Annotated in this window: 17 protein-coding genes and 1 pseudogene; 15 read left to right on the forward strand and 3 right to left on the reverse strand. The window is 44.5% G+C overall.

Annotated elements, in window-relative coordinates:
• The first annotated feature begins 93 nt into the window (after nucleotides 1-93).
• From phoP to coaE, 6 genes and pseudogenes are all read left to right on the forward strand, one after another.
• Nucleotides 94-816 carry a two-component system response regulator PhoP gene (gene phoP / locus AC0DBE_RS00705; RefSeq protein WP_003223561.1) on the forward strand — a complete coding sequence of 241 codons (723 nt, stop codon included), beginning with the start codon at nucleotides 94-96 and terminating at the stop codon, nucleotides 814-816.
• The gene (gene phoR, locus AC0DBE_RS00710) at nucleotides 809-2548 is read left to right on the forward strand and encodes a sensory box histidine kinase PhoR (protein ID WP_472960753.1); all 1740 of its coding nucleotides are present in this window, start codon (nucleotides 809-811) and stop codon (nucleotides 2546-2548) included. Before phoP ends, phoR begins: the two co-directional genes overlap by 8 nt.
• Before the next feature lie 242 nt (nucleotides 2549-2790).
• On the forward strand, nucleotides 2791-5433 hold the full coding sequence (gene polA, locus AC0DBE_RS00715) for a DNA polymerase I (RefSeq protein ID WP_472960754.1): 2643 nt from the start codon (nucleotides 2791-2793) through the stop codon (nucleotides 5431-5433).
• A 22-nt stretch (nucleotides 5434-5455) separates the two neighbouring features.
• Nucleotides 5456-6286, forward strand: a complete 831-nt coding sequence (mutM, locus tag AC0DBE_RS00720; protein ID WP_079288082.1) for a DNA-formamidopyrimidine glycosylase — start codon at nucleotides 5456-5458, stop codon at nucleotides 6284-6286.
• A gap of 148 nt (nucleotides 6287-6434) precedes the next feature.
• Nucleotides 6435-7085, forward strand: a pseudogene (gene ytaF / locus AC0DBE_RS00725) (sporulation membrane protein YtaF); the annotation flags it as partial.
• 15 nt (nucleotides 7086-7100) lie between these two features.
• Entirely contained in the window at nucleotides 7101-7694 is a 594-nt protein-coding gene (coaE, locus tag AC0DBE_RS00730) for a dephospho-CoA kinase (RefSeq protein ID WP_268454222.1), read from the forward strand.
• A gap of 37 nt (nucleotides 7695-7731) precedes the next feature.
• Here coaE and ytbE read toward each other — a convergent pair whose 3' ends face one another.
• Together ytbE and AC0DBE_RS00740 are read right to left on the reverse strand one after the other, a co-directional pair.
• Entirely contained in the window at nucleotides 7732-8574 is an 843-nt protein-coding gene (gene ytbE, locus AC0DBE_RS00735; RefSeq protein WP_472960755.1) for an aldo/keto reductase YtbE, read from the reverse strand.
• 23 nt (nucleotides 8575-8597) lie between these two features.
• The gene (locus AC0DBE_RS00740) at nucleotides 8598-9788 is read right to left on the reverse strand and encodes an MFS transporter (protein WP_014114742.1); all 1191 of its coding nucleotides are present in this window, start codon (nucleotides 9786-9788) and stop codon (nucleotides 8598-8600) included.
• 183 nt (nucleotides 9789-9971) lie between these two features.
• Here AC0DBE_RS00740 and AC0DBE_RS00745 point away from each other — a divergent pair, with 183 nt between their 5' ends.
• From AC0DBE_RS00745 to thrS, 9 genes are all read left to right on the forward strand, one after another.
• Nucleotides 9972-10352 carry a winged helix-turn-helix transcriptional regulator gene (locus AC0DBE_RS00745; protein ID WP_472960756.1) on the forward strand — a complete coding sequence of 127 codons (381 nt, stop codon included), beginning with the start codon at nucleotides 9972-9974 and terminating at the stop codon, nucleotides 10350-10352.
• 204 nt (nucleotides 10353-10556) lie between these two features.
• Entirely contained in the window at nucleotides 10557-11579 is a 1023-nt protein-coding gene (locus tag AC0DBE_RS00750) for a glyceraldehyde-3-phosphate dehydrogenase (RefSeq protein ID WP_072566670.1), read from the forward strand.
• Nucleotides 11580-11817: 238 nt separating this feature from the next.
• On the forward strand, nucleotides 11818-12198 hold the full coding sequence (gene speD / locus AC0DBE_RS00755) for an adenosylmethionine decarboxylase (RefSeq protein WP_003223584.1): 381 nt from the start codon (nucleotides 11818-11820) through the stop codon (nucleotides 12196-12198).
• 272 nt (nucleotides 12199-12470) lie between these two features.
• A complete protein-coding gene (gene nrdR / locus AC0DBE_RS00760) occupies nucleotides 12471-12929 on the forward strand; it encodes a transcriptional regulator NrdR (protein ID WP_003223586.1) in 459 nt (152 codons plus the stop codon).
• Between the two features lie 114 nt (nucleotides 12930-13043).
• Complete coding sequence (dnaB, locus tag AC0DBE_RS00765) at nucleotides 13044-14465, forward strand: replicative helicase loading/DNA remodeling protein DnaB (RefSeq protein ID WP_072566669.1); 1422 nt, start codon at nucleotides 13044-13046, stop codon at nucleotides 14463-14465.
• 27 nt (nucleotides 14466-14492) lie between these two features.
• A complete protein-coding gene (gene dnaI, locus AC0DBE_RS00770) occupies nucleotides 14493-15428 on the forward strand; it encodes a primosomal protein DnaI (RefSeq protein ID WP_014114738.1) in 936 nt (311 codons plus the stop codon).
• Nucleotides 15429-15461: 33 nt separating this feature from the next.
• The gene (locus tag AC0DBE_RS00775; RefSeq protein ID WP_242734917.1) at nucleotides 15462-16103 is read left to right on the forward strand and encodes a TVP38/TMEM64 family protein; all 642 of its coding nucleotides are present in this window, start codon (nucleotides 15462-15464) and stop codon (nucleotides 16101-16103) included.
• Nucleotides 16104-16181: 78 nt separating this feature from the next.
• Nucleotides 16182-17027, forward strand: a complete 846-nt coding sequence (ytxC, locus tag AC0DBE_RS00780) for a putative sporulation protein YtxC (protein ID WP_041521036.1) — start codon at nucleotides 16182-16184, stop codon at nucleotides 17025-17027.
• Between the two features lie 394 nt (nucleotides 17028-17421).
• The gene (gene thrS, locus AC0DBE_RS00785) at nucleotides 17422-19353 is read left to right on the forward strand and encodes a threonine--tRNA ligase (RefSeq protein ID WP_041521035.1); all 1932 of its coding nucleotides are present in this window, start codon (nucleotides 17422-17424) and stop codon (nucleotides 19351-19353) included.
• Nucleotides 19354-19393: 40 nt separating this feature from the next.
• Here the strand turns inward: thrS and AC0DBE_RS00790 are convergent, their stop codons facing one another.
• Nucleotides 19394-20176, reverse strand: a complete 783-nt coding sequence (locus AC0DBE_RS00790; protein ID WP_061186744.1) for an HAD family hydrolase — start codon at nucleotides 20174-20176, stop codon at nucleotides 19394-19396.
• Nucleotides 20177-20331: the final 155 nt, after the last annotated feature.

Consider the following 20331-nt stretch of genomic DNA (forward strand, 5'->3'; position numbering starts at 1 on the left):
CCTGCTTTCGCTAAAATAAAATCATGAAACATGTTAAGATGACATAAAATAGAGAAATAGGATGTCGGGGAATTATAATACTGGAGGCACAGCATGAACAAGAAAATTTTAGTTGTGGATGATGAAGAATCTATTGTTACTCTTTTACAGTACAATTTGGAACGGTCAGGCTATGATGTCATTACCGCCTCGGATGGGGAAGAAGCACTCAAAAAAGCGGAGACAGAGAAGCCTGATTTGATTGTGCTTGATGTGATGCTTCCAAAACTGGACGGAATCGAAGTATGCAAGCAGCTGAGACAGCAAAAACTGATGTTTCCGATTTTAATGCTGACAGCGAAGGATGAGGAATTCGACAAAGTATTAGGGCTTGAGCTCGGTGCTGATGATTATATGACCAAGCCGTTCAGTCCAAGGGAAGTAAATGCAAGAGTCAAAGCGATTTTAAGGCGTTCGGAAATGGCTGCGCCCTCTAGTGAAATGAAAAACGATGAAATTGAAGGTCAGATCGTAATTGGCGATCTGAAAATCCTGCCTGATCATTATGAAGCGTACTTTAAAGAAAATCAGCTTGAGCTGACACCGAAAGAATTCGAACTGCTGCTGTATTTGGGCAGACATAAAGGCAGAGTGCTGACGAGAGATCTTTTGTTGAGCGCTGTCTGGAATTATGATTTTGCCGGAGATACGAGAATTGTTGATGTACATATCAGCCATCTCCGCGACAAAATTGAAAACAATACGAAAAAACCGATCTATATTAAAACGATTAGGGGATTGGGGTATAAACTGGAGGAGCCAAAAATGAATGAATAAATACCGTGTGCGCCTTTTTTCTGTACTCGTTGTCTGTATGATTCTGGTGTTTAGTGTCCTCGGGCTGTTTTTGCAGCAGCTCTTTGAAACATCTGATCAAAGGAAAGCAGAGGAACACATTGAAAAAGAAGCCAAATACATGGCTTCGCTTCTTGATGCCGGCAATCTGAATGATCAAGCAAATGAGAAAATCATTAAAGATGCAGGCGGCGCGCTTGATGTGAGCGCATCCGTTATCGATACAGACGGCAAGGTGCTGTACGGGTCAAATGGGAGAGCAGCAGATTCTCAAAAGGTGCGGGCGCTTGTCTCTGGCCATGAGGGTGTTCTTTCAACAGCGGATAACGAGCTTTATTACGGACTCTCGCTTAGAAGCGAAGGTGAAAAAACAGGATATGTGCTGCTTTCTGCCTCTAAAAAAAGCTACGGCTTGAAAGGCGAAATGTGGGGGATGCTGACGGCCAGTCTTTGTACCGCTTTTATCGTCATTGTTTATTTTTATTCCAGTATGACCTCACGCTATAAAAGGTCGATTGAAGCAGCGACAAACGTAGCGACAGAACTGTCCAAGGGGAACTACGATGCCAGGACATACGGCGGCTATATCAGGCGCTCTGATAAGCTCGGCCGTGCGATGAACAGTCTTGCTGTTGATCTGATGGAAATGACGAGAACGCAGGAAATGCAGCGGGACCGGCTGCTGACAGTCATTGAAAATATCGGCTCTGGGCTGATTATGATTGATGGAAGAGGCTTTATCAATCTCGTGAACAGGGCTTACGCCAAGCAGTTTCATATCAATCCGAATCAGATGCTGCGCCGTCTTTATCATGATGCATTTGAACATGAAGAAGTGATCCAGCTTGTCGAAGACATTTTTATGACGGAGACAAAGAAATGCAAACTGTTAAGGCTTCCGATCAAAATTGAACGGCGTTATTTTGAAGTGGACGGCGTACCGATTATGGGGCCGGACGATGAATGGAAAGGAATTGTGCTCGTTTTCCATGACATGACGGAGACGAAGAAATTAGAGCAGATGAGAAAGGATTTTGTGGCGAATGTTTCTCATGAGCTGAAAACGCCGATTACGTCCATTAAAGGGTTTACGGAGACGTTATTGGACGGGGCGATGGAGGACAAAGAAGCGCTTTCTGAATTTCTCTCTATTATTCTAAAGGAAAGCGAAAGGCTTCAGTCTTTGGTTCAGGATCTTCTCGATCTCTCAAAAATCGAGCAGCAAAATTTTACGCTCAGCATTGAAACGTTTGAACCAGCCAAAATGCTTGGTGAGATTGAAACGCTTCTTAAGCATAAGGCGGATGAGAAAGGCATCTCCTTACAACTGAATGTCCCGAAAGATCCGCTATATGTATCAGGCGACCCGTACAGGCTGAAACAGGTATTTCTTAATCTCGTAAACAATGCGTTAACCTACACGCCTGAAGGGGGCTCTGTAGCTATCAATGTAACGCCCAGAGAAAAAGACATTCAGATTGAAGTTGCCGATTCCGGAATCGGCATTCAGAAAGAAGAAATTCCTCGCATCTTTGAACGTTTTTACCGCGTAGATAAAGACAGAAGCAGGAATTCGGGCGGCACCGGCCTGGGTCTTGCAATCGTAAAGCATTTAATAGAGGCTCATGAAGGGAAAATCGATGTCAAAAGCGAGCCAGGACGGGGAACGGTCTTTACAGTGACGCTGAAACGGGCCGCTGAAAAGTCCGCCTAATGTTTACAAAGGTTTAACAATATCTTCATGCACTGTTAAACCTATGCTGGTAGGATGTAGTAGAACCCCTTCATCCAAGGAGCCAATTTTGACGGCGGGAACCATTTTGTGTTCCCGTCCTTTTTTGTGTCTTCTCCTCAGTTCACGTATTTTCCTTTCAAATTGAACTTTGTTAAAATAAGAGGAGCTAATGACTATGTAAGAGATGAATGGAAGCCTGAGGCTTCTTAGGAGGATATTGAATGACGGAACGAAAAAAATTAGTGCTTGTAGACGGAAACAGTCTGGCTTACCGGGCGTTTTTTGCATTGCCGCTGTTAAGCAATGATAAAGGTATTCATACGAATGCCGTATACGGCTTTGCGATGATTTTAATGAAGATGCTTGAGGATGAAAAACCGACGCACATGCTGGTTGCATTTGATGCCGGGAAAACAACATTTCGTCACGGCACATTTAAAGAATATAAAGGCGGCAGACAGAAAACCCCGCCTGAGCTTTCCGAACAAATGCCATTTATCCGCGAGCTGCTGGATGCCTATCAGATCAGCCGCTACGAACTGGAACAATACGAAGCCGACGATATTATCGGCACACTGGCCAAATCGGCTGAAAAAGACGGATTTGAAGTAAAGATTTTCTCAGGAGATAAGGATTTAACTCAGCTGGCAACAGACAAAACAACAGTTGCCATTACGAGAAAAGGAATTACCGATGTTGAATTTTACACACCGGAGCACGTCAAAGAGAAATACGGGCTTACGCCTGAACAAATCATTGACATGAAGGGTCTGATGGGCGATTCCTCGGATAATATTCCAGGTGTGCCCGGCGTCGGAGAAAAGACAGCGATTAAGCTCTTAAAACAGTTCGATTCCGTGGAAAAGCTGCTGGAGTCCATTGACGAGGTGAGCGGAAAGAAACTGAAGGAAAAGCTTGAGGAATTTAAGGATCAGGCATTGATGAGCAAGGAGCTTGCGACGATCATGACGGATGCGCCGATTGAGGTATCCGTTTCCGGCCTGGAATATCAAGGCTTTAATCGTGAACAGGTGATTGCCATCTTTAAAGATCTTGGATTCAACACGCTTCTTGAACGTCTTGGGGAAGACAGTGAAGAAGCAGAGCAGGATCAGGCATTAGAGGAAATTAAGGTCGAAACCGTCACAGACGTAACAAGCGGCATATTGGTTTCTCCATCCGCATTTGTCGTTGAACAGATTGGCGACAATTATCATGAAGAGCCGCTTCTCGGATTTTCGATCGTAAATGAAACGGGATCTTTTTTTATTCCGAAAGACATTGCCGTGGAGTCTAAGGTGTTTAAAGAATGGGCGGAAAATGACGAGCAGAAGAAATGGCTTTTCGATAGCAAGCGGGCTGTTGTCGCTTTGCGCTGGCAGGGCATTGAGCTGAAGGGGGCGGAGTTTGATACGCTTCTTGCGGCTTATATCATCAATCCTGGCAATTCATATGATGACGTTGCGAGTGTGGCCAAGGATTACGGCCTGCATATTGTATCAAGCGACGAATCAGTTTATGGCAAAGGAGCAAAACGGGCGGTACCTTCAGAAGATGTACTGTCTGAGCATCTTGTCCGAAAAGCGTTAGCCATTCAAAGCCTGCGGGAAAAGCTTGTTCAGGAGCTGGAAAACAACGATCAGCTTGAGCTGTTTGAAGAGCTCGAAATGCCGCTTGCGCTTATTCTCGGCGAAATGGAATCAACTGGCGTCAAGGTCGATGTTGATCGTTTAAAACGAATGGGTGAAGAACTGGGTGCGAAGCTGAAGGAATATGAAGAAAAAATCCATGAGATTGCGGGAGAGCCGTTTAATATCAATTCTCCGAAACAGCTCGGCGTCATCTTGTTTGAAAAGATCGGCCTGCCTGTCGTGAAAAAAACAAAAACAGGCTATTCAACGTCTGCTGATGTGCTTGAAAAGCTGGCTGACAAGCATGAGATTGTCGACTATATTTTGCAGTACAGACAAATTGGCAAGCTTCAATCGACATATGTCGAAGGGCTTTTAAAGGTGACGAGACCGGATTCGCATAAGGTGCACACGCGCTTTAACCAGGCTTTAACGCAAACAGGCCGTCTCAGCTCGACTGATCCGAATCTGCAAAACATTCCGATCAGGCTTGAAGAAGGGCGTAAAATCCGCCAAGCTTTTGTTCCGTCTGAAAAAGACTGGCTTATTTTTGCAGCCGATTACTCACAAATCGAGCTGCGGGTGCTTGCTCATATTTCAAAGGATCAAAATCTTATCGAAGCTTTTACAAATGATATGGATATTCATACGAAAACGGCAATGGATGTGTTCCATGTTGCCGAGGATGAAGTGACTTCTGCGATGAGACGCCAGGCGAAAGCGGTCAACTTTGGCATCGTATACGGCATCAGCGATTACGGGCTGTCACAGAACCTCGGCATTACCCGGAAGGAAGCCGGAGCATTCATCGAACGCTATTTGGAAAGCTTCCAAGGCGTAAAAGCGTACATGGAAGATTCAGTTCAGGACGCGAAGCAAAAAGGATACGTGACAACGCTTATGCATCGCCGCCGTTACATTCCTGAGCTGACGAGCCGAAACTTTAATATCCGCAGTTTTGCGGAGCGTACGGCAATGAATACGCCGATTCAAGGAAGCGCAGCTGATATTATAAAAAAAGCCATGATTGATATGGCTGCCAAGCTGAAAGAAAAACAGCTGAAAGCAAGACTGCTGCTTCAAGTACACGATGAATTGATTTTTGAAGCGCCGCAAGAAGAAATTGAAATTCTTGAAAAGCTTGTTCCTGAAGTGATGGAACATGCGCTTGCATTAGATGTGCCGTTAAAGGTGGACTTTGCATCAGGCCCATCTTGGTACGATGCGAAATAAACAGAGATAGGAAGTGATGGATGTGCCGGAATTACCAGAGGTTGAAACGGTCCGGCGCACTCTGACCGGGCTTGTAAAGGGAAAAACAATCAAATCGGTAGAGATCAGATGGCCGAATATCATCAAACGGCCTGCCGAACCGGAGGAATTTGCGCGAAATCTAGCAGGAGAAACGATACAGTCTATCGGAAGACGGGGAAAGTTTTTGCTGTTTCATTTAGATCATTATGTCATGGTTTCCCACCTTCGAATGGAAGGGAAATACGGGCTTCATCAAGCGGAGGAGCCAGACGATAAACACGTGCATGTCATATTCACGATGACAGACGAAACACAGCTTCGTTACAGGGATGTGCGGAAGTTTGGGACCATGCACTTATTTAAACCGGGAGAGGAAGCGGGCGAGCTCCCTCTTTCTCAATTAGGGCCGGAACCGGATGCAGAAGAATTTACGAGTGCATATTTAAAAGCACGGCTTGCTAAAACAAACCGTGCTGTCAAAACCGCCCTACTGGATCAGAAAACAGTTGTGGGACTCGGGAACATTTATGTGGACGAGGCTCTTTTCAGAGCGGGTGTCCATCCTGAGACGAAAGCAAATCAATTATCAGACAAAACAATCAAAACACTTCATGCTGAAATCAAAAACACCCTGCAGGAGGCGATTGACGCGGGCGGCAGCACAGTCCGCTCGTATATCAACTCCCAAGGGGAAATTGGAATGTTCCAGCTGCAGCATTTTGTGTACGGAAAAAAAGACGAGCCGTGCAAAAATTGCGGAACGATGATTTCAAAAATTGTCGTCGGAGGCAGGGGCACGCATTTTTGCGCGAAGTGCCAGAAAAAAAAGTAGCATAATGCTTCATCGTCCAAGCTGTCGGTGCATATATCAGTAACTCTGTAATAGAGGATGCCATTTTCGAAACACGGATTTTTCACTTTACCATATATATGATTGTGATGAATCCCGGGCATTTCACATCTGATACAAGAGCACCAACAGAAAGGAAGAAACGGATATGCAAATGGTTTCTATACTGCTGCTGGCGTTGGCTGTCAGCTTGGACAGTTTTTCAGTCGGATTTACGTACGGATTGAGAAAAATGAAAATACCGTTTAAAGCGATTTTAATTATCGCCTGCTGTTCCGGTGCTGTCATGTTTATATCCATGCTGATCGGAAGCTTTCTTACAAAGTTTTTTCCTGTATATGTAACGGAGAAGCTTGGCGGTTTGGTATTGGTCGGAATCGGTGCGTGGGTTCTGTATCAATTTTTCAAACCGGCAAAAGACAAAGAATACTTATTGCATGAAAAAACGCTGCTTAATTTAGAGGTTCGGTCATTAGGGATTGTGATTCATATTTTGAGAAAACCTATGAGTGCGGATATCGACAAATCGGGTGTGATCAATGGAATTGAGGCGGTCTTGTTGGGATTTGCCTTATCGATTGATGCCTTCGGAGCAGGTATTGGCGCAGCCATTCTCGGTTTTTCACCGATTGTGATGAGCATTGCCGTGGCAATCATGAGCTCGCTGTTTGTATCAATCGGAATCAATGCCGGCCATTTTCTGTCTAAATGGAAATGGATTGATAAGATGGCGTTTTTGCCGGGGCTTCTGCTGATCACGATTGGGCTCTGGAAATTGTAAAAAGGAGTGGATCTCTTGACCTTAGTCATTGGTTTAACGGGAGGAATAGCTAGCGGCAAAAGTACAGTAGCCAATATGCTGATTGAAAAAGGAATAACAGTTATAGATGCAGATATCATTGCCAAACAAGCGGTAGAAAAAGGGATGCCGGCCTACCGGCAAATCATTGACGAATTCGGTGAAGACATCCTGCTCCCAAACGGTGATATAGATCGAAAAAAGCTTGGGGCACTGGTATTTACAAATGAACAAAAGCGTCTTGCTTTAAATGCAATTGTTCATCCCGCAGTCAGGCAGGAAATGCTCAATCACCGTGATGAAGCCATAGCAAATCGCGAGGCATTTGTTGTATTAGATATCCCGCTATTGTTTGAAAGCAAATTGGAATCTTTAGTTGATAAAATTATTGTTGTCAGTGTGACCAAAGAGCTTCAGCTGGAACGTCTGATGAAGCGCAATCAGCTGACGGAAGAAGAGGCGGTCAGCCGTATCCGTGCTCAAATGCCCTTAGAGGAAAAAACAGCAAGAGCAGATCAAGTCATCGATAACAGCGGCACGCTTGCAGAGACCAAACAGCAGCTTGATGAAATCATCACTAGCTGGGCATAATACAAAAACACCGTTCGTTAGAACGGTGTTTTTGTCATTAAAAATCAAAGTTGTCCGGATCAGGACCGACGCGCAGGTTTTCATTCAGCGCATCGATTCGGTTCATGTCATCCTGTGTTAACTCAAAGTCAAACACATTGGCATTTTCTTTAATGCGGTGTTCCTTCGTTGATTTAGGAATCGTAATGATGCCATGCTGCAGATCCCAGCGCAAAATAATTTGTGCTGCTGATTTGTTATATGTTTGAGCGATGTCTGCCAGTACAGGGTGATCCAGCAGCTGTCCCTGCATTAAAGGTGACCAAGCTTCCATCTGGATGCCTTGTTTTTTGCAGTATGCCATCAGCTCTTTTTGTGTAAGACGCGGGTGAAATTCCACTTGGTTGATCATAGGCTTTATTTCAGCAGCCGTCATCAGGTCTTCAAGATGATGGATTTGGAAGTTGCTCACGCCGATCGCTTTGACACGGCCTTCTTTATACAGAGTTTCAAGCGCTCTCCAGGCTTCTTTATATTTTCCTTCTACAGGCCAGTGGATAAGATATAGATCTAAATAATCCAAACCGAGTTTTGACACGCTTGTTTCAAATGCGGCAAGTGTTTCCTCGTAGCCTAAATCTGCATTCCACACTTTTGATGTAATAAACAGATCCTCTCTTGAGATGCCTGTTTCTTCAATGCCTTGCCGAAGCCCTTCTCCGACTCCAGCTTCATTTCCGTAGATAGCGGCAGTATCAATACTGCGGTATCCGTGAACAATGGCGGCTCTAACTGCGTTTACCAGTTCAGATCCTTCTTCCACTTGGAATACGCCTAGGCCGAACCATGGCATTTTTACTCCGTTATGAAGTGTTGCTGCTGCTTGTAAATGTGTTGTCATATTGATTTCCTCCTTTAAAATTGTCAGGCTTCTTGTTGATCCCGTTTTTCCATCAAGCGGCTCCAGCCTGTTAAGATAACTGCACCGACTACCATTAATCCGCCTATCCAAGCGGTATGAATCAGTCCGATTGAATCGGTGATCACACCTCCAAGATATGAGCCAAGCGCAATCCCTGCATTAAAGGCAGCGATATTCATCGCGGATGCGACATCAACTGCACTCGGGACAAAACGCTCAGCCAGCATGACGACATACACCTGAAGGCCGGGCACATTCATAAAGGCCAGCAATCCCATACAGAGAATGGTGATAAGGCCTGCTGTTTGATATGGAGCCGTAAATGTCAGCGTGAATAGAACGAGTGCCTGTACGATAAACATATAGAATAAAGCGGCAATCGGATTTCGGTTTGACAGCTTTCCGCCAATCATATTGCCGATTGCAATGGCAATTCCGTATACGAGCAGGATCACTGCCACAGTTCCGGCATTGAAGCCTGTTACTTCCTGAAGCAGGGGAGACAGGTACGTGAATACAACGAATGTTCCTCCGTATCCAAGAGCTGTAATGACAAATAGAAGCAATAACCGGCCGTTTGTCACAAGCTTCAATTGATCCCGCATCGTTGTTTTCGTCCCTTTTCGTAATTTGGACGGGACAAGAATACCATTTGTAATGAAAGCAATGATTCCGACGGCGATAATGACCATAAAGGCAAAACGCCATCCGAGCTGCTGGCCGATAAACGTGCCGAAAGGAACTCCGGTTACAGTTGCCACAGTGAGCCCTGTAAACATTATCGAAATCGCGCTAGCCCTTTTATCCTCAGGGACGATATCCGCTGCGATTGTCGAACCGATCGACATAAACACACCGTGCGAAAAAGCTGATATCACACGTGCTGCTAATAAAATCCCGATGCTTGAAGCGGTAGCGGCCATCGTATTCCCGGCAATAAAAATCAACATGATCCAAAGCAATAGCGTCTTACGTGACATGCTTGAGGTCAATGAAGTTAATATAGGTGCACCGAATGTAACGCCAAGCGCATAAAGGGAAACGGTCAATCCCGCTGTTGTGACAGGGATGTGCAGGTCATCAGAAATGAGCGGCAAAAGGCCGACGCTGATAAATTCGGTTGTTCCTATGGCGAATGCACTTACGGCCAAAGCCAGGAGTGCAGGAATGCTGCTTTTATTGGCTGAAGTCATCATGTTCCTCCTTTGTATGATGTGTTGTATGATTGAAATTCTGCCGAGTAAGCTATATAAATAAAAAAGAGCAGATTCAAATCAGCCGGCAAATGTGATTATGAAAGACATCGTCAAAAAAGAAAAGTACGTACTTTTAAGTGCTATAGTCACTTTTTAGTGCCTGTAAGGAGAGTGAACCGCATGGAGCAGAAAAAATATAACATTTCAGTTGAAGCGACTCTTGAAGTGATCGGCGGGAAATGGAAATGCGTCATTTTATGCCACCTGACGCACGGAAAAAAACGCACGAGTGAATTAAAGCGCCTGATGCCTAATATCACGCAAAAAATGCTGACCCAGCAACTGCGCGAGCTGGAAGCGGACGGTGTCATTAACCGGATCGTGTACAATCAGGTTCCTCCCAAAGTGGAATACGAGCTTAGCGAATACGGCCGCAGCTTAGAAGGGATTTTAGACATGCTGTGTGCTTGGGGAGCGAATCATATTAACAAAGTGTACGGAGATACATTTTCAGTGTTAGAAGAAAGTGTGCTCAATGATAAGTTAAAACAGGAATTATAAAAAATGAGAGCAGTCAGTGCGGAACGCTGGCTGCTTTTTGGTTCTTACGCCTAATTTGTGTGCAAGAAAATATATAATGCATCATAAATTAGCGTTGTAATCGTTGATTTTTATCAATATGTACTGGCGAATTCATTTTAATGTGTTATACTAATTACAGATGACAACAAATTAGAATGGCATAATTGATAAGGGGTGTCCAACATGAAGGTAAAAGTAGCGATCAACGGGTTTGGAAGAATCGGGAGAATGGTTTTTAGAAAAGCAATGTTAGACGATCAAATTCAAGTAGTGGCCATTAACGCCAGCTATTCCGCAGAAACGCTGGCTCATTTAATAAAGTATGACACAAATCACGGCAGGTACGACAAAGAGGTTGTGGCTGGTGAAGACAGCCTGATCGTGAATGGAAAGAAAGTGCTTTTGTTAAACAGCCGTGATCCAAAACAGCTGCCTTGGCGGGAATATGATATTGACATTGTCGTCGAAGCGACAGGGAAGTTTAATTCAAAAGATAAAGCGATGGGTCATATAGAAGCGGGGGCCAAAAAAGTCATTCTGACTGCTCCGGGAAAAAATGAAGACGTTACCATTGTGATGGGAGTAAATGAGGACCAATTCGACGCCGACCGCCATGTCATTATTTCAAATGCGTCATGCACGACAAATTGCCTTGCGCCTGTTGTAAAAGTGCTGGATGAAGAATTTGGCATTGAGAGCGGGCTGATGACTACAGTTCACGCATATACGAATGACCAGAAAAATATTGATAATCCGCATAAAGATTTGCGCCGGGCGCGGGCATGCGGTGAATCCATCATTCCGACGACAACAGGAGCGGCAAAGGCGCTTTCGCTCGTGCTGCCGCATCTGAAAGGAAAGCTTCACGGCCTTGCCTTGCGCGTCCCTGTTCCGAACGTCTCACTGGTTGATCTCGTTGTCGATCTGAAAACTGATGTAACGGCTGAAGAGGTAAACGAGGCATTTAAACGGGCTGCCAAAACTTCGATGTACGGCGTTCTTGATTATTCAGATGAACCGCTCGTTTCGACTGACTATAATACAAATCCGCATTCAGCGGTCATTGACGGGCTTACGACAATGGTAATGGAAGACAGAAAAGTAAAGGTGCTCGCATGGTATGACAACGAATGGGGCTACTCATGCAGAGTCGTTGATCTGATCCGCCATGTAGCGGCACGAATGAAACATCCGTCTGCTGTATAAAATAAGGTCATGGACGCATTTTGAAGAAAAAACCCCTAACAGCATATTTCTGAAAAAACGCACCTTGCAAATTAGACTTAAACACAGTATACTATTTTTCGTGAACTTCTTGCTTGAGACTGTTTCGGAATTACTTAAAGGGTTAGGACCTCTCCGGACTAACTTTCCCCCGTGGTAAATGGCCGACCCAGTTGTTGGAATTTCACTTTTTAATTCTTGTTAAGGGGGGTCCATGACTATGGAAACAATGGGGCGTCACGTTATCTCCGAGCTATGGGGATGCGATTTTGATAAGCTGAATGACATGGATTTTATTGAAAAAACGTTTGTAAATGCTGCTCTAAAATCAGGTGCTGAGGTGCGCGAGGTTGCATTTCACAAATTTGCACCGCAAGGCGTAAGCGGAGTTGTGATTATTTCTGAATCACACTTAACAATTCACAGTTTTCCTGAGCACGGATATGCGAGCATTGATGTTTATACTTGTGGAGACTTAGATCCTAATGTCGCTGCTGATTACATCGCAGAGGCATTACATGCTGATACAAGAGAAAACATTGAAATACCAAGAGGAATGGGGCCTGTGCAAATTAAACAGGCGCAAGCGAAAGTACTATAGTAAACACGAACACAAAGGGAGCTGAAGCTAGAAAGCCATTATGCGCTTTTTAGCTTATGCTCCTTTTATTTTTATAAAGAAACAAGGGTGGTCCAGCTTTTTCTTTTTTCATTTTTTTTGTAAAATAAGAAAGAGATTTTCACAAACCACCAGATGCTGTAGACACAGCTTTACACAACGGCTCTCCCGACAGATGCTTTCACATCTATTTTAAAAGGCGGAGGCTGCCGAAAATACATTGCAGGGAACGAAATAGTTGGGAGCTGATTTTATTGAAATGTCCTTCATGCCAGCATAACGGAACGAGAGTCCTCGATTCACGGCCTGTGGATGACGGAAAATCGATTCGCCGAAGACGCGAGTGTGAATCCTGCCACTACCGGTTTACGACCTTTGAGAAAGTGGAGGAAACCCCGCTCATCGTCGTGAAAAAAGAAGGTGTGCGTGAGGAATTCAGCAGAGAAAAAATGCTGCGCGGTCTCATAAAAGCATGTGAAAAAAGACCTGTTTCACTCAAAACGCTTGAAGACATGTGCTTTGATATTGAAAAAGAACTTCGCAATCAAGGCTGCTCTGAGGTGAAAAGCGAGCTCGTCGGAGAAATGGTGATGGACCGGCTGGCTAAGATTGATGAAGTCGCATATGTACGGTTCGCGTCAGTCTATCGGCAGTTTAAAGATATAAATGTCTTTATCGACGAATTAAAAGACTTAATAAAGAAAGAGCGTTAAAAGAGCTAAGAGGATTCTTCTAGCTCTTTTCTCATGTGCAAAATTGGCATTTGATAGATATGAGAAACGGTGTAAAATGAAAGGTAGAAACAAATTCGGAAGGTTTGAGAATGTATGGCTGACTATTGGAAAGATGTACTGCCTGTAGATCCGTATGTGGTCAAAAGCAGATCGATGCTGCAGGATATAGACAGACAAATTATTACACAACTGTATCAGCCCTTAATCGGCCCTGTTGCATTCTCTCTTTATATGACATTGTGGGGAGAGCTTGAACAAAACCGTCTGTGGGGCGGAGAGTCCACACATAGACAGCTGATGGGGATGACACAGTCTAACTTAAAAACGATCCATCAGGAACAGGGGAAGCTCGAAGGCATCGGATTGCTAAAAGTATATATGAAGGAATCCGAGCGGCAGGAGCGCCTCTTTATATATGAACTCCTTCCGCCGCTCAGGCCAAATGATTTTTTTGAAGACGGAATGCTGAATGTTTTTCTGTACAATAGAGTCGGAAAAACAAAATATCAGCAATTAAAACAATTTTTCACGCACCCGGCCATTTCAGAAGATGCGAAGGACATTACGCGGCCGTTTAATCATGCGTTTGAATCGCTACAGCCGAGTGAATGGAAGCTCACATCTGATATGGAGGACACGGTGAGACTTGCGCAGGGCACAGAGTATACTTCTGTCGGACAGGCACCGTCCTACACCATAACGGAGGATGTGTTTGATTTTGATTTGTTTTTAGCGGGACTTTCTGAGACGATGATTCCGAGAAAAGCAATGACTCAGCAGGTGCGGGACACAATCAAAAAGCTTTCTTATCTGTACGGCATAGATCCTTTGCAGATGCAAAATGTCGTGATGAGCGCGATTGATGAGCGTGACGTCATTACGACGGAGGCTTTAAGAAAAGCGGCAAGTGACTGGTATCAAATCGAAAGAAACGGACAGCTGCCTGACTTAGTGGAAAAAACACAGCCGGTGCATCTGCGTGAAGGCGAAAAACCGGCGGAAGGGGATTCGCTGGACGGGAAACTGATCGCATTGCTTGAGGCGATTTCTCCGAAGAAGCTTCTGCAGGACATTGCCGACGGAACTGAGCCGTCAAAAGCTGATCTGAAAATCATAGAAGAAATTATGTTTGAACAGAAGCTCGAGCCAGGCGTTACAAATGTGTTAATTTATTACGTCATGCTGAAAACCGATATGAAGCTGTCGAAAAACTATATCCAAAAAATCGCGTCGCATTGGGCGCGCAAAAAGGTAAAAACGGTCAGAGAAGCGATGAAGCTCGCGATAGAAGAAAACCGCCAATACCTTGAATGGGCTGAAGGGAAAGCAAATCAACCATCAAAACGAAACTCAAAAGTGATTCGCGAAGAAAAACTTCCTGACTGGATGAAAGAAAAGGAAACAGCGTCCGATTCAGAATCCGGACAGCAGAAGCTGCAACCTCAGGATTTGGAAGAACAGAAGAAAAAGATGATGGAAGAGATGCAAAAACTGAAAAAATACTCTGCCTATTAAAGACAGAGATGCGGGGTGAAGTAATAGATGGAACCAATCGGCCGTTCCCTGCAGGGCGTAACCGGCAGACCGGATTTCCAAAAACGTCTTGAACAAATGAAGGAAAAAGTCATGAAGGATCAAGATGTTCAGGCATTTTTGAAGGAAAACGAAGAAATGATTGATCAAAAAATGATTGAAAAGAGCTTAAATAAGCTTTATGAATATAGCGGACAAAGCAAGAATTGCTCCTATTGTTCAGAAGATGAAGATTGCAACAATCTGTTGGAGGGCTACCATCCGAAGCTTGTTGTCAATGGCCGTTCTATTGATATCGAGTATTATGAATGTCCGGTCAAACGGAAGCTCGACCAACAGAAAAAACAAAAGTCTCTTATGAAAAGCATGTATATCCAGCAGGACCTTCTCGGAGCGACATTCCAGCAGGTTGATATCAGTGATCCGAGTAGGCTCGCGATGTTCCAGCATGTTACGGATTTTCTGAAAAGCTATAATGAGACGGGAAAAGGGAAAGGACTATATTTATACGGGAAATTCGGGGTAGGAAAAACGTTTATGCTCGCTGCGATTGCCAATGAACTGGCGGAAAAAGAGTATTCCTCCATGATCGTATATGTACCCGAATTTGTGAGAGAGCTCAAGAATTCGCTTCAAGACCATTCATTGGAAGAGAAGCTCAATATGGTCAAAACAACACCTGTATTGATGCTTGATGACATCGGAGCGGAATCAATGACGAGCTGGGTAAGGGATGAAGTCATCGGAACGGTGCTTCAGCACAGAATGTCCCAGCAGCTTCCGACGTTCTTTTCTTCTAATTTCTCACCTGACGAACTGAAGCATCATTTTACGTATTCGCAAAGGGGAGAAAAGGAAGAAGTAAAAGCGGCAAGATTAATGGAGCGGATATTATATTTGGCTGCTCCAATCCGCCTTGACGGAGAAAACCGCCGCCATCCGTAATCGCTGCGGTTCAAAGGGGAAGGAACTGAGGGTATGAAACGAAAAACCGCTCTTAAATGGCTGGCAGTGCTGGCCGTTGCAGGTTTAATCTTTTGGGGAAATAAAAGGTATTTGAATGTATCGCCGAAAGAGATCAGGGTATGGATATTGTCATTCGGGGTCTTTGCACCGCTGATGTTTATCGGGATATCCATCGTCAGACCTCTTGTTTTATTTCCGGTGTCTGTTATTTCTATAGCGGGCGGGCTTGCGTTTGGCCCGCTTCTCGGCACGCTTTACACGTTATTCGGTTCGATGTGCGCCTCAGCTGTTTCGTTTTTTGCAGCGGGTTTGTTTGCTGCGAAAAAGAACGGCCATTACGAAAAGCTGGAAGCCATTCAGAAGCAGATGGAGGATAACGGATTTTTTTATATCTTTCTTTTAAGAATCCTGCCGATCAATTTTGATTTCGTCAGTTATGCGGCAGGTCTTTCCAATGTCAAAGCGCTGCCATATTTTGCGGCGACGGCCGCGGGAATCATCCCTGGGACCATTGCGCTTAATGTGCTGGGTGCGAGCTTTTTGGCTGGCAATCTGCCCGCTTTCTTTATGGTGCTCGTTTTGTATATCGTGTTTATCTCGCTGCCGTTCATCTTCAGAAAGAAAATGCAAAACTTGTTCCAAGAATCAAATTAAGATTTGCCAATGACCTTTACGTCTATTTTAAAAACATCCCCCATATACTTGTAACAGATGCCGTAAGGGGGGACAAACATGCTTGAAATAATCTTTGAAGATGACCATGATGCAGCCGCTTTTTTACATCTCATTCAGCATTCGGACGATCGGAACAATATCATTGTCCGTGAAGGCATACGGAAAATCGGGATTGAAAAAGCTAAGCCGGCTTTCTCTATTCAGCATTTTATGGAGCCGATTCTGGTCAAGTTTTTTTTAGAATGCAAAGAAGACGAGCATATGCTGTCATTGATTGAGGGAACATACTGCTTCACGGACCAGGATGAACAGCAGCAAATCCTTCAGCTCGCACACAGTATTATTGAAGGAGAAGCGGACGATCTACCGTTTGAGCCGCTAAAGCTTTCGCGGAAACAATCAATTTTGGATGAACTCCAAACGATTTGTTTAGAGGAAGGCTTATTTTCCATTCGTTCCTTTCAGACCTTCCGACTCGGACAATACTACAAGCAGCTTAGAGACATTACGGAAGCGGCGATAGATGAATATAAGATGGAACAGGAATATCAAAACTTTATTCAAACACTCAGAGACTATGTAACAGCAAAACAGCCGCGAATCAAAAAGGTGCATATTGTCCATGATGGTTCATTTACATTATGGGAACTGCGTTATGTGCCGGAACGGGAAAAAATGAAATACATAGACAGGCGATTTGTCCGCGATCATCCTATGTACATTGATTCTCATTTGCTCGCGCCGCTGATTTCCATTGCGCCTGATGAAGTGGTGCTTTACACCGACCAGCCCGAGCACATGATGGCAAGGACCATTCAAAACGTATTTCAAGAGAGAATGGAAATGCTTCCGCTGCACGCTTTTTCAGACGCAGAAATACCTGTGAAGCACTCGGAAGGATAAGGGCCGGCAGCCTGTATATATAAGGCTGTCGGTTTGAAAAAGGAAATACGATCGTGTTGATTTTTTGGATTGAACAATTTATAATACATAGGAGATTAAGAAAGACACACGTATTGATAAGGACACGAAGGAATGATACCGGCTCAAAGAGAGGGAAGCCCCGGCTGCAAGTTTCCCAGCTAAGGACCATTCACTTTACCGCCTTTGAACTTCAGCTGTGAACCCCTTTAAAGGAGCAGTAATGGCTGACGGGAACTCCCGTTACAGAGCTTAGAGCCGCAGTTGCCGGAGTATTGGCTTTGCGGAAAAAAGGGTGGAACCACGATTCCGTTTATTCAACCTCGTCCCTTTCATAGGGGGCGGGGTTTTTATATGCAAAAAAGGAGTGACATAGATGTCAGATATGGTAAAAATCACATTTCCTGATGGAGCAGTCAAGGAGTTTGCGAAAGGAACAACAACAGAAGATATCGCGGCATCCATCAGTCCGGGATTAAAGAAAAAATCATTAGCCGGAAAACTGAACGGAAAAGAAATCGATTTGAGAACACCGATCAATGAAGACGGTACAGTGGAAATCATTACTGAAGGCTCAGAAGAAGGTCTTCAAATTATGCGCCATAGTACGGCTCACTTGCTTGCTCAAGCGATTAAACGCATTTATAAAGATGTCAAATTCGGTGTCGGTCCAGTCATCGAAAACGGTTTTTACTACGATGTAGAAATGGAAGAAGCGATTACACCGGAGGATCTGCCGAAAATCGAGAAAGAAATGAAAAAAATCGTCAATGCGAACCTCCCGATCGTTCGAAAAGAAGTCAGCCGTGAAGAAGCGAAAGCCCGTTTTGCAGAAATCGGCGACGACCTGAAGCTTGAACTATTGGATGCCATTCCTGAAGGAGAAACCGTTTCGATCTATGAGCAAGGCGAATTCTTTGACCTGTGCCGCGGCGTGCACGTTCCTTCAACCGGAAAAATCAAAGAGTTTAAGCTGTTAAGCCTTGCAGGCGCATACTGGCGCGGTGACAGCAACAACCAAATGCTTCAGCGCGTATACGGCACAGCTTTCTTCAAAAAAGCTGATCTTGAAGAGCATCTTCGCATGCTTGAAGAAGCGAAAGAGCGTGACCACAGAAAGCTCGGCAAAGAATTAAAGCTGTTTGCGAACTCTCAAAAAGTCGGACAAGGCCTGCCACTTTGGCTGCCAAAAGGCGCGACAATCCGCCGCGTCATCGAGCGCTACATTGTTGATAAAGAAATCAGCCTCGGCTATGAGCATGTATACACACCTGTGCTTGGGAGCAAAGAGTTGTATGAAACATCAGGACACTGGGATCATTATCAAGAAGGCATGTTCCCTCCGATGGAAATGGACAATGAAACCCTTGTATTGCGTCCAATGAACTGCCCGCACCATATGATGATTTACAAACAAGACATTCACAGCTACCGCGAGCTTCCGATTCGTATTGCGGAGCTGGGAACGATGCACCGCTATGAAATGTCAGGTGCGCTGTCAGGGCTTCAACGCGTACGTGGCATGACATTAAATGATGCACACATCTTTGTGCGCCCGGATCAAATTAAGGATGAGTTTATCCGTACAGTCCGTTTAATCCAGGATGTATATGAAGATTTCGGTTTAAGTGATTACACATTCCGTCTGTCTTACCGTGATCCGGAAGATACAGAGAAATATTTTGATGACGATGAAATGTGGAACAAAGCACAATCCATGCTGAAAGAGGCAATGGACGAAATCGGCCATGACTATTACGAAGCAGAAGGTGAAGCGGCATTCTACGGCCCTAAACTTGATGTTCAGGTGAAAACAGCGATCGGCAAAGAAGAAACATTGTCTACGGTTCAGCTTGACTTCTTATTGCCTGAACGTTTCGATCTAACCTATATCGGTGAAGACGGCAAGCAGCACCGTCCGGTTGTTATTCACAGAGGTGTCGTATCAACAATGGAACGATTTGTTGCCTTCTTAATCGAAGAACACAAAGGCGCGCTGCCAACATGGCTTGCACCGGTTCAGTTCCAAGTCATCCCGGTGTCTCCGGCTGTGCATTTAGACTACGCGAAAAAAGTGCAGGAACGCCTGCAGCGTGAAGGCCTGCGTGTAGAAGTCGACAGCCGCGATGAAAAAATCGGCTACAAAATTCGCGAAGCGCAAATGCAAAAAATTCCGTACATGCTTGTGGTCGGTGACCAAGAAGCAGAAAACGGAGCGGTAAACGTCCGTAAGTACGGAGAGCAGAACTCTGAAACCATTTCACTAGATGATTTTGTGAAAAAGGCAGTATCTGAAGCGAAAAAATAACATAAAAAAGCATGATCTCATTGAAGAGATCATGCTTTTTTTATTTCTCTAATATAGGAAACAAATCATGAAGGCTGCTGATGATGTAATCAGGCGTCACATCGGTTTCGTTTTTCTTATCTGTCCGATTAATCCAAACCGTTTTGATACCGGCTCTTGAAGCGCCTAAAATATCAGTATTCAAATTATCGCCGACCATGATCGCATCGTCTTTTTCAATATTCATCAGCTTAAGGCAGTGTTCAAAAATTGAAACATCTGGTTTCCCTTTTCCGAAAGCGCCCGAGATGACGATTTCATTGAAATAAGGGGCGAGTTCAGGCACGCCGGCGAGCTTCTCCTTTTGCAGACTCGGATCGCCGTTTGTCAAAAGCAGCAATTCATATTTGCCTTTTAATTGATCGAGTACAGCAAATGTTTCATCATATACAAAGGGGCGTTTTCTGCGCTCTGCCGCGAAAAACTCTCCCAAGTATTCGCCATATGCAGGATCATCGATGCCAAGCGCTTTCAGTCCGTTTGTCCATGCGTTTCTTCTGTACTCCGGCACAATCTTGTTCAGCTTCTGAAAGCCTTCACTGATCGGTTCGGAGAAATTGGACCACAGTCCTTCAAACGGGTTAATGCCGATCATCACTGTATATGGATACGTCTCATATGACATGTACAATTCTCTCGCCGCTTCGCGAACAGCTGCTTCGAATGCCTGCGGGTCAAGGCCATATTTTTTCTCCGCCTGTAAACAAGTTTCTGCAAATGTTGTTCTGACGCTTTTTTCGTCCCAAAGTAGTGTATCGTCTAAATCAAAAAATACGGCTTTCATGATCTTCTCCTCTGCTTCAGATTCAAATCTTTCTGCCAAAAGGCTCACATTTTATTTTACAATAGATAAAAGCCTTGTGAAATATGTTTTCAGACGATTTTAAAAAAACAGTCAGCCGTGAAACGAAAACATGCTAGAATCAAAACGGAAAGAAC

This window comes from Bacillus sp. VA15 (assembly GCF_055721145.1).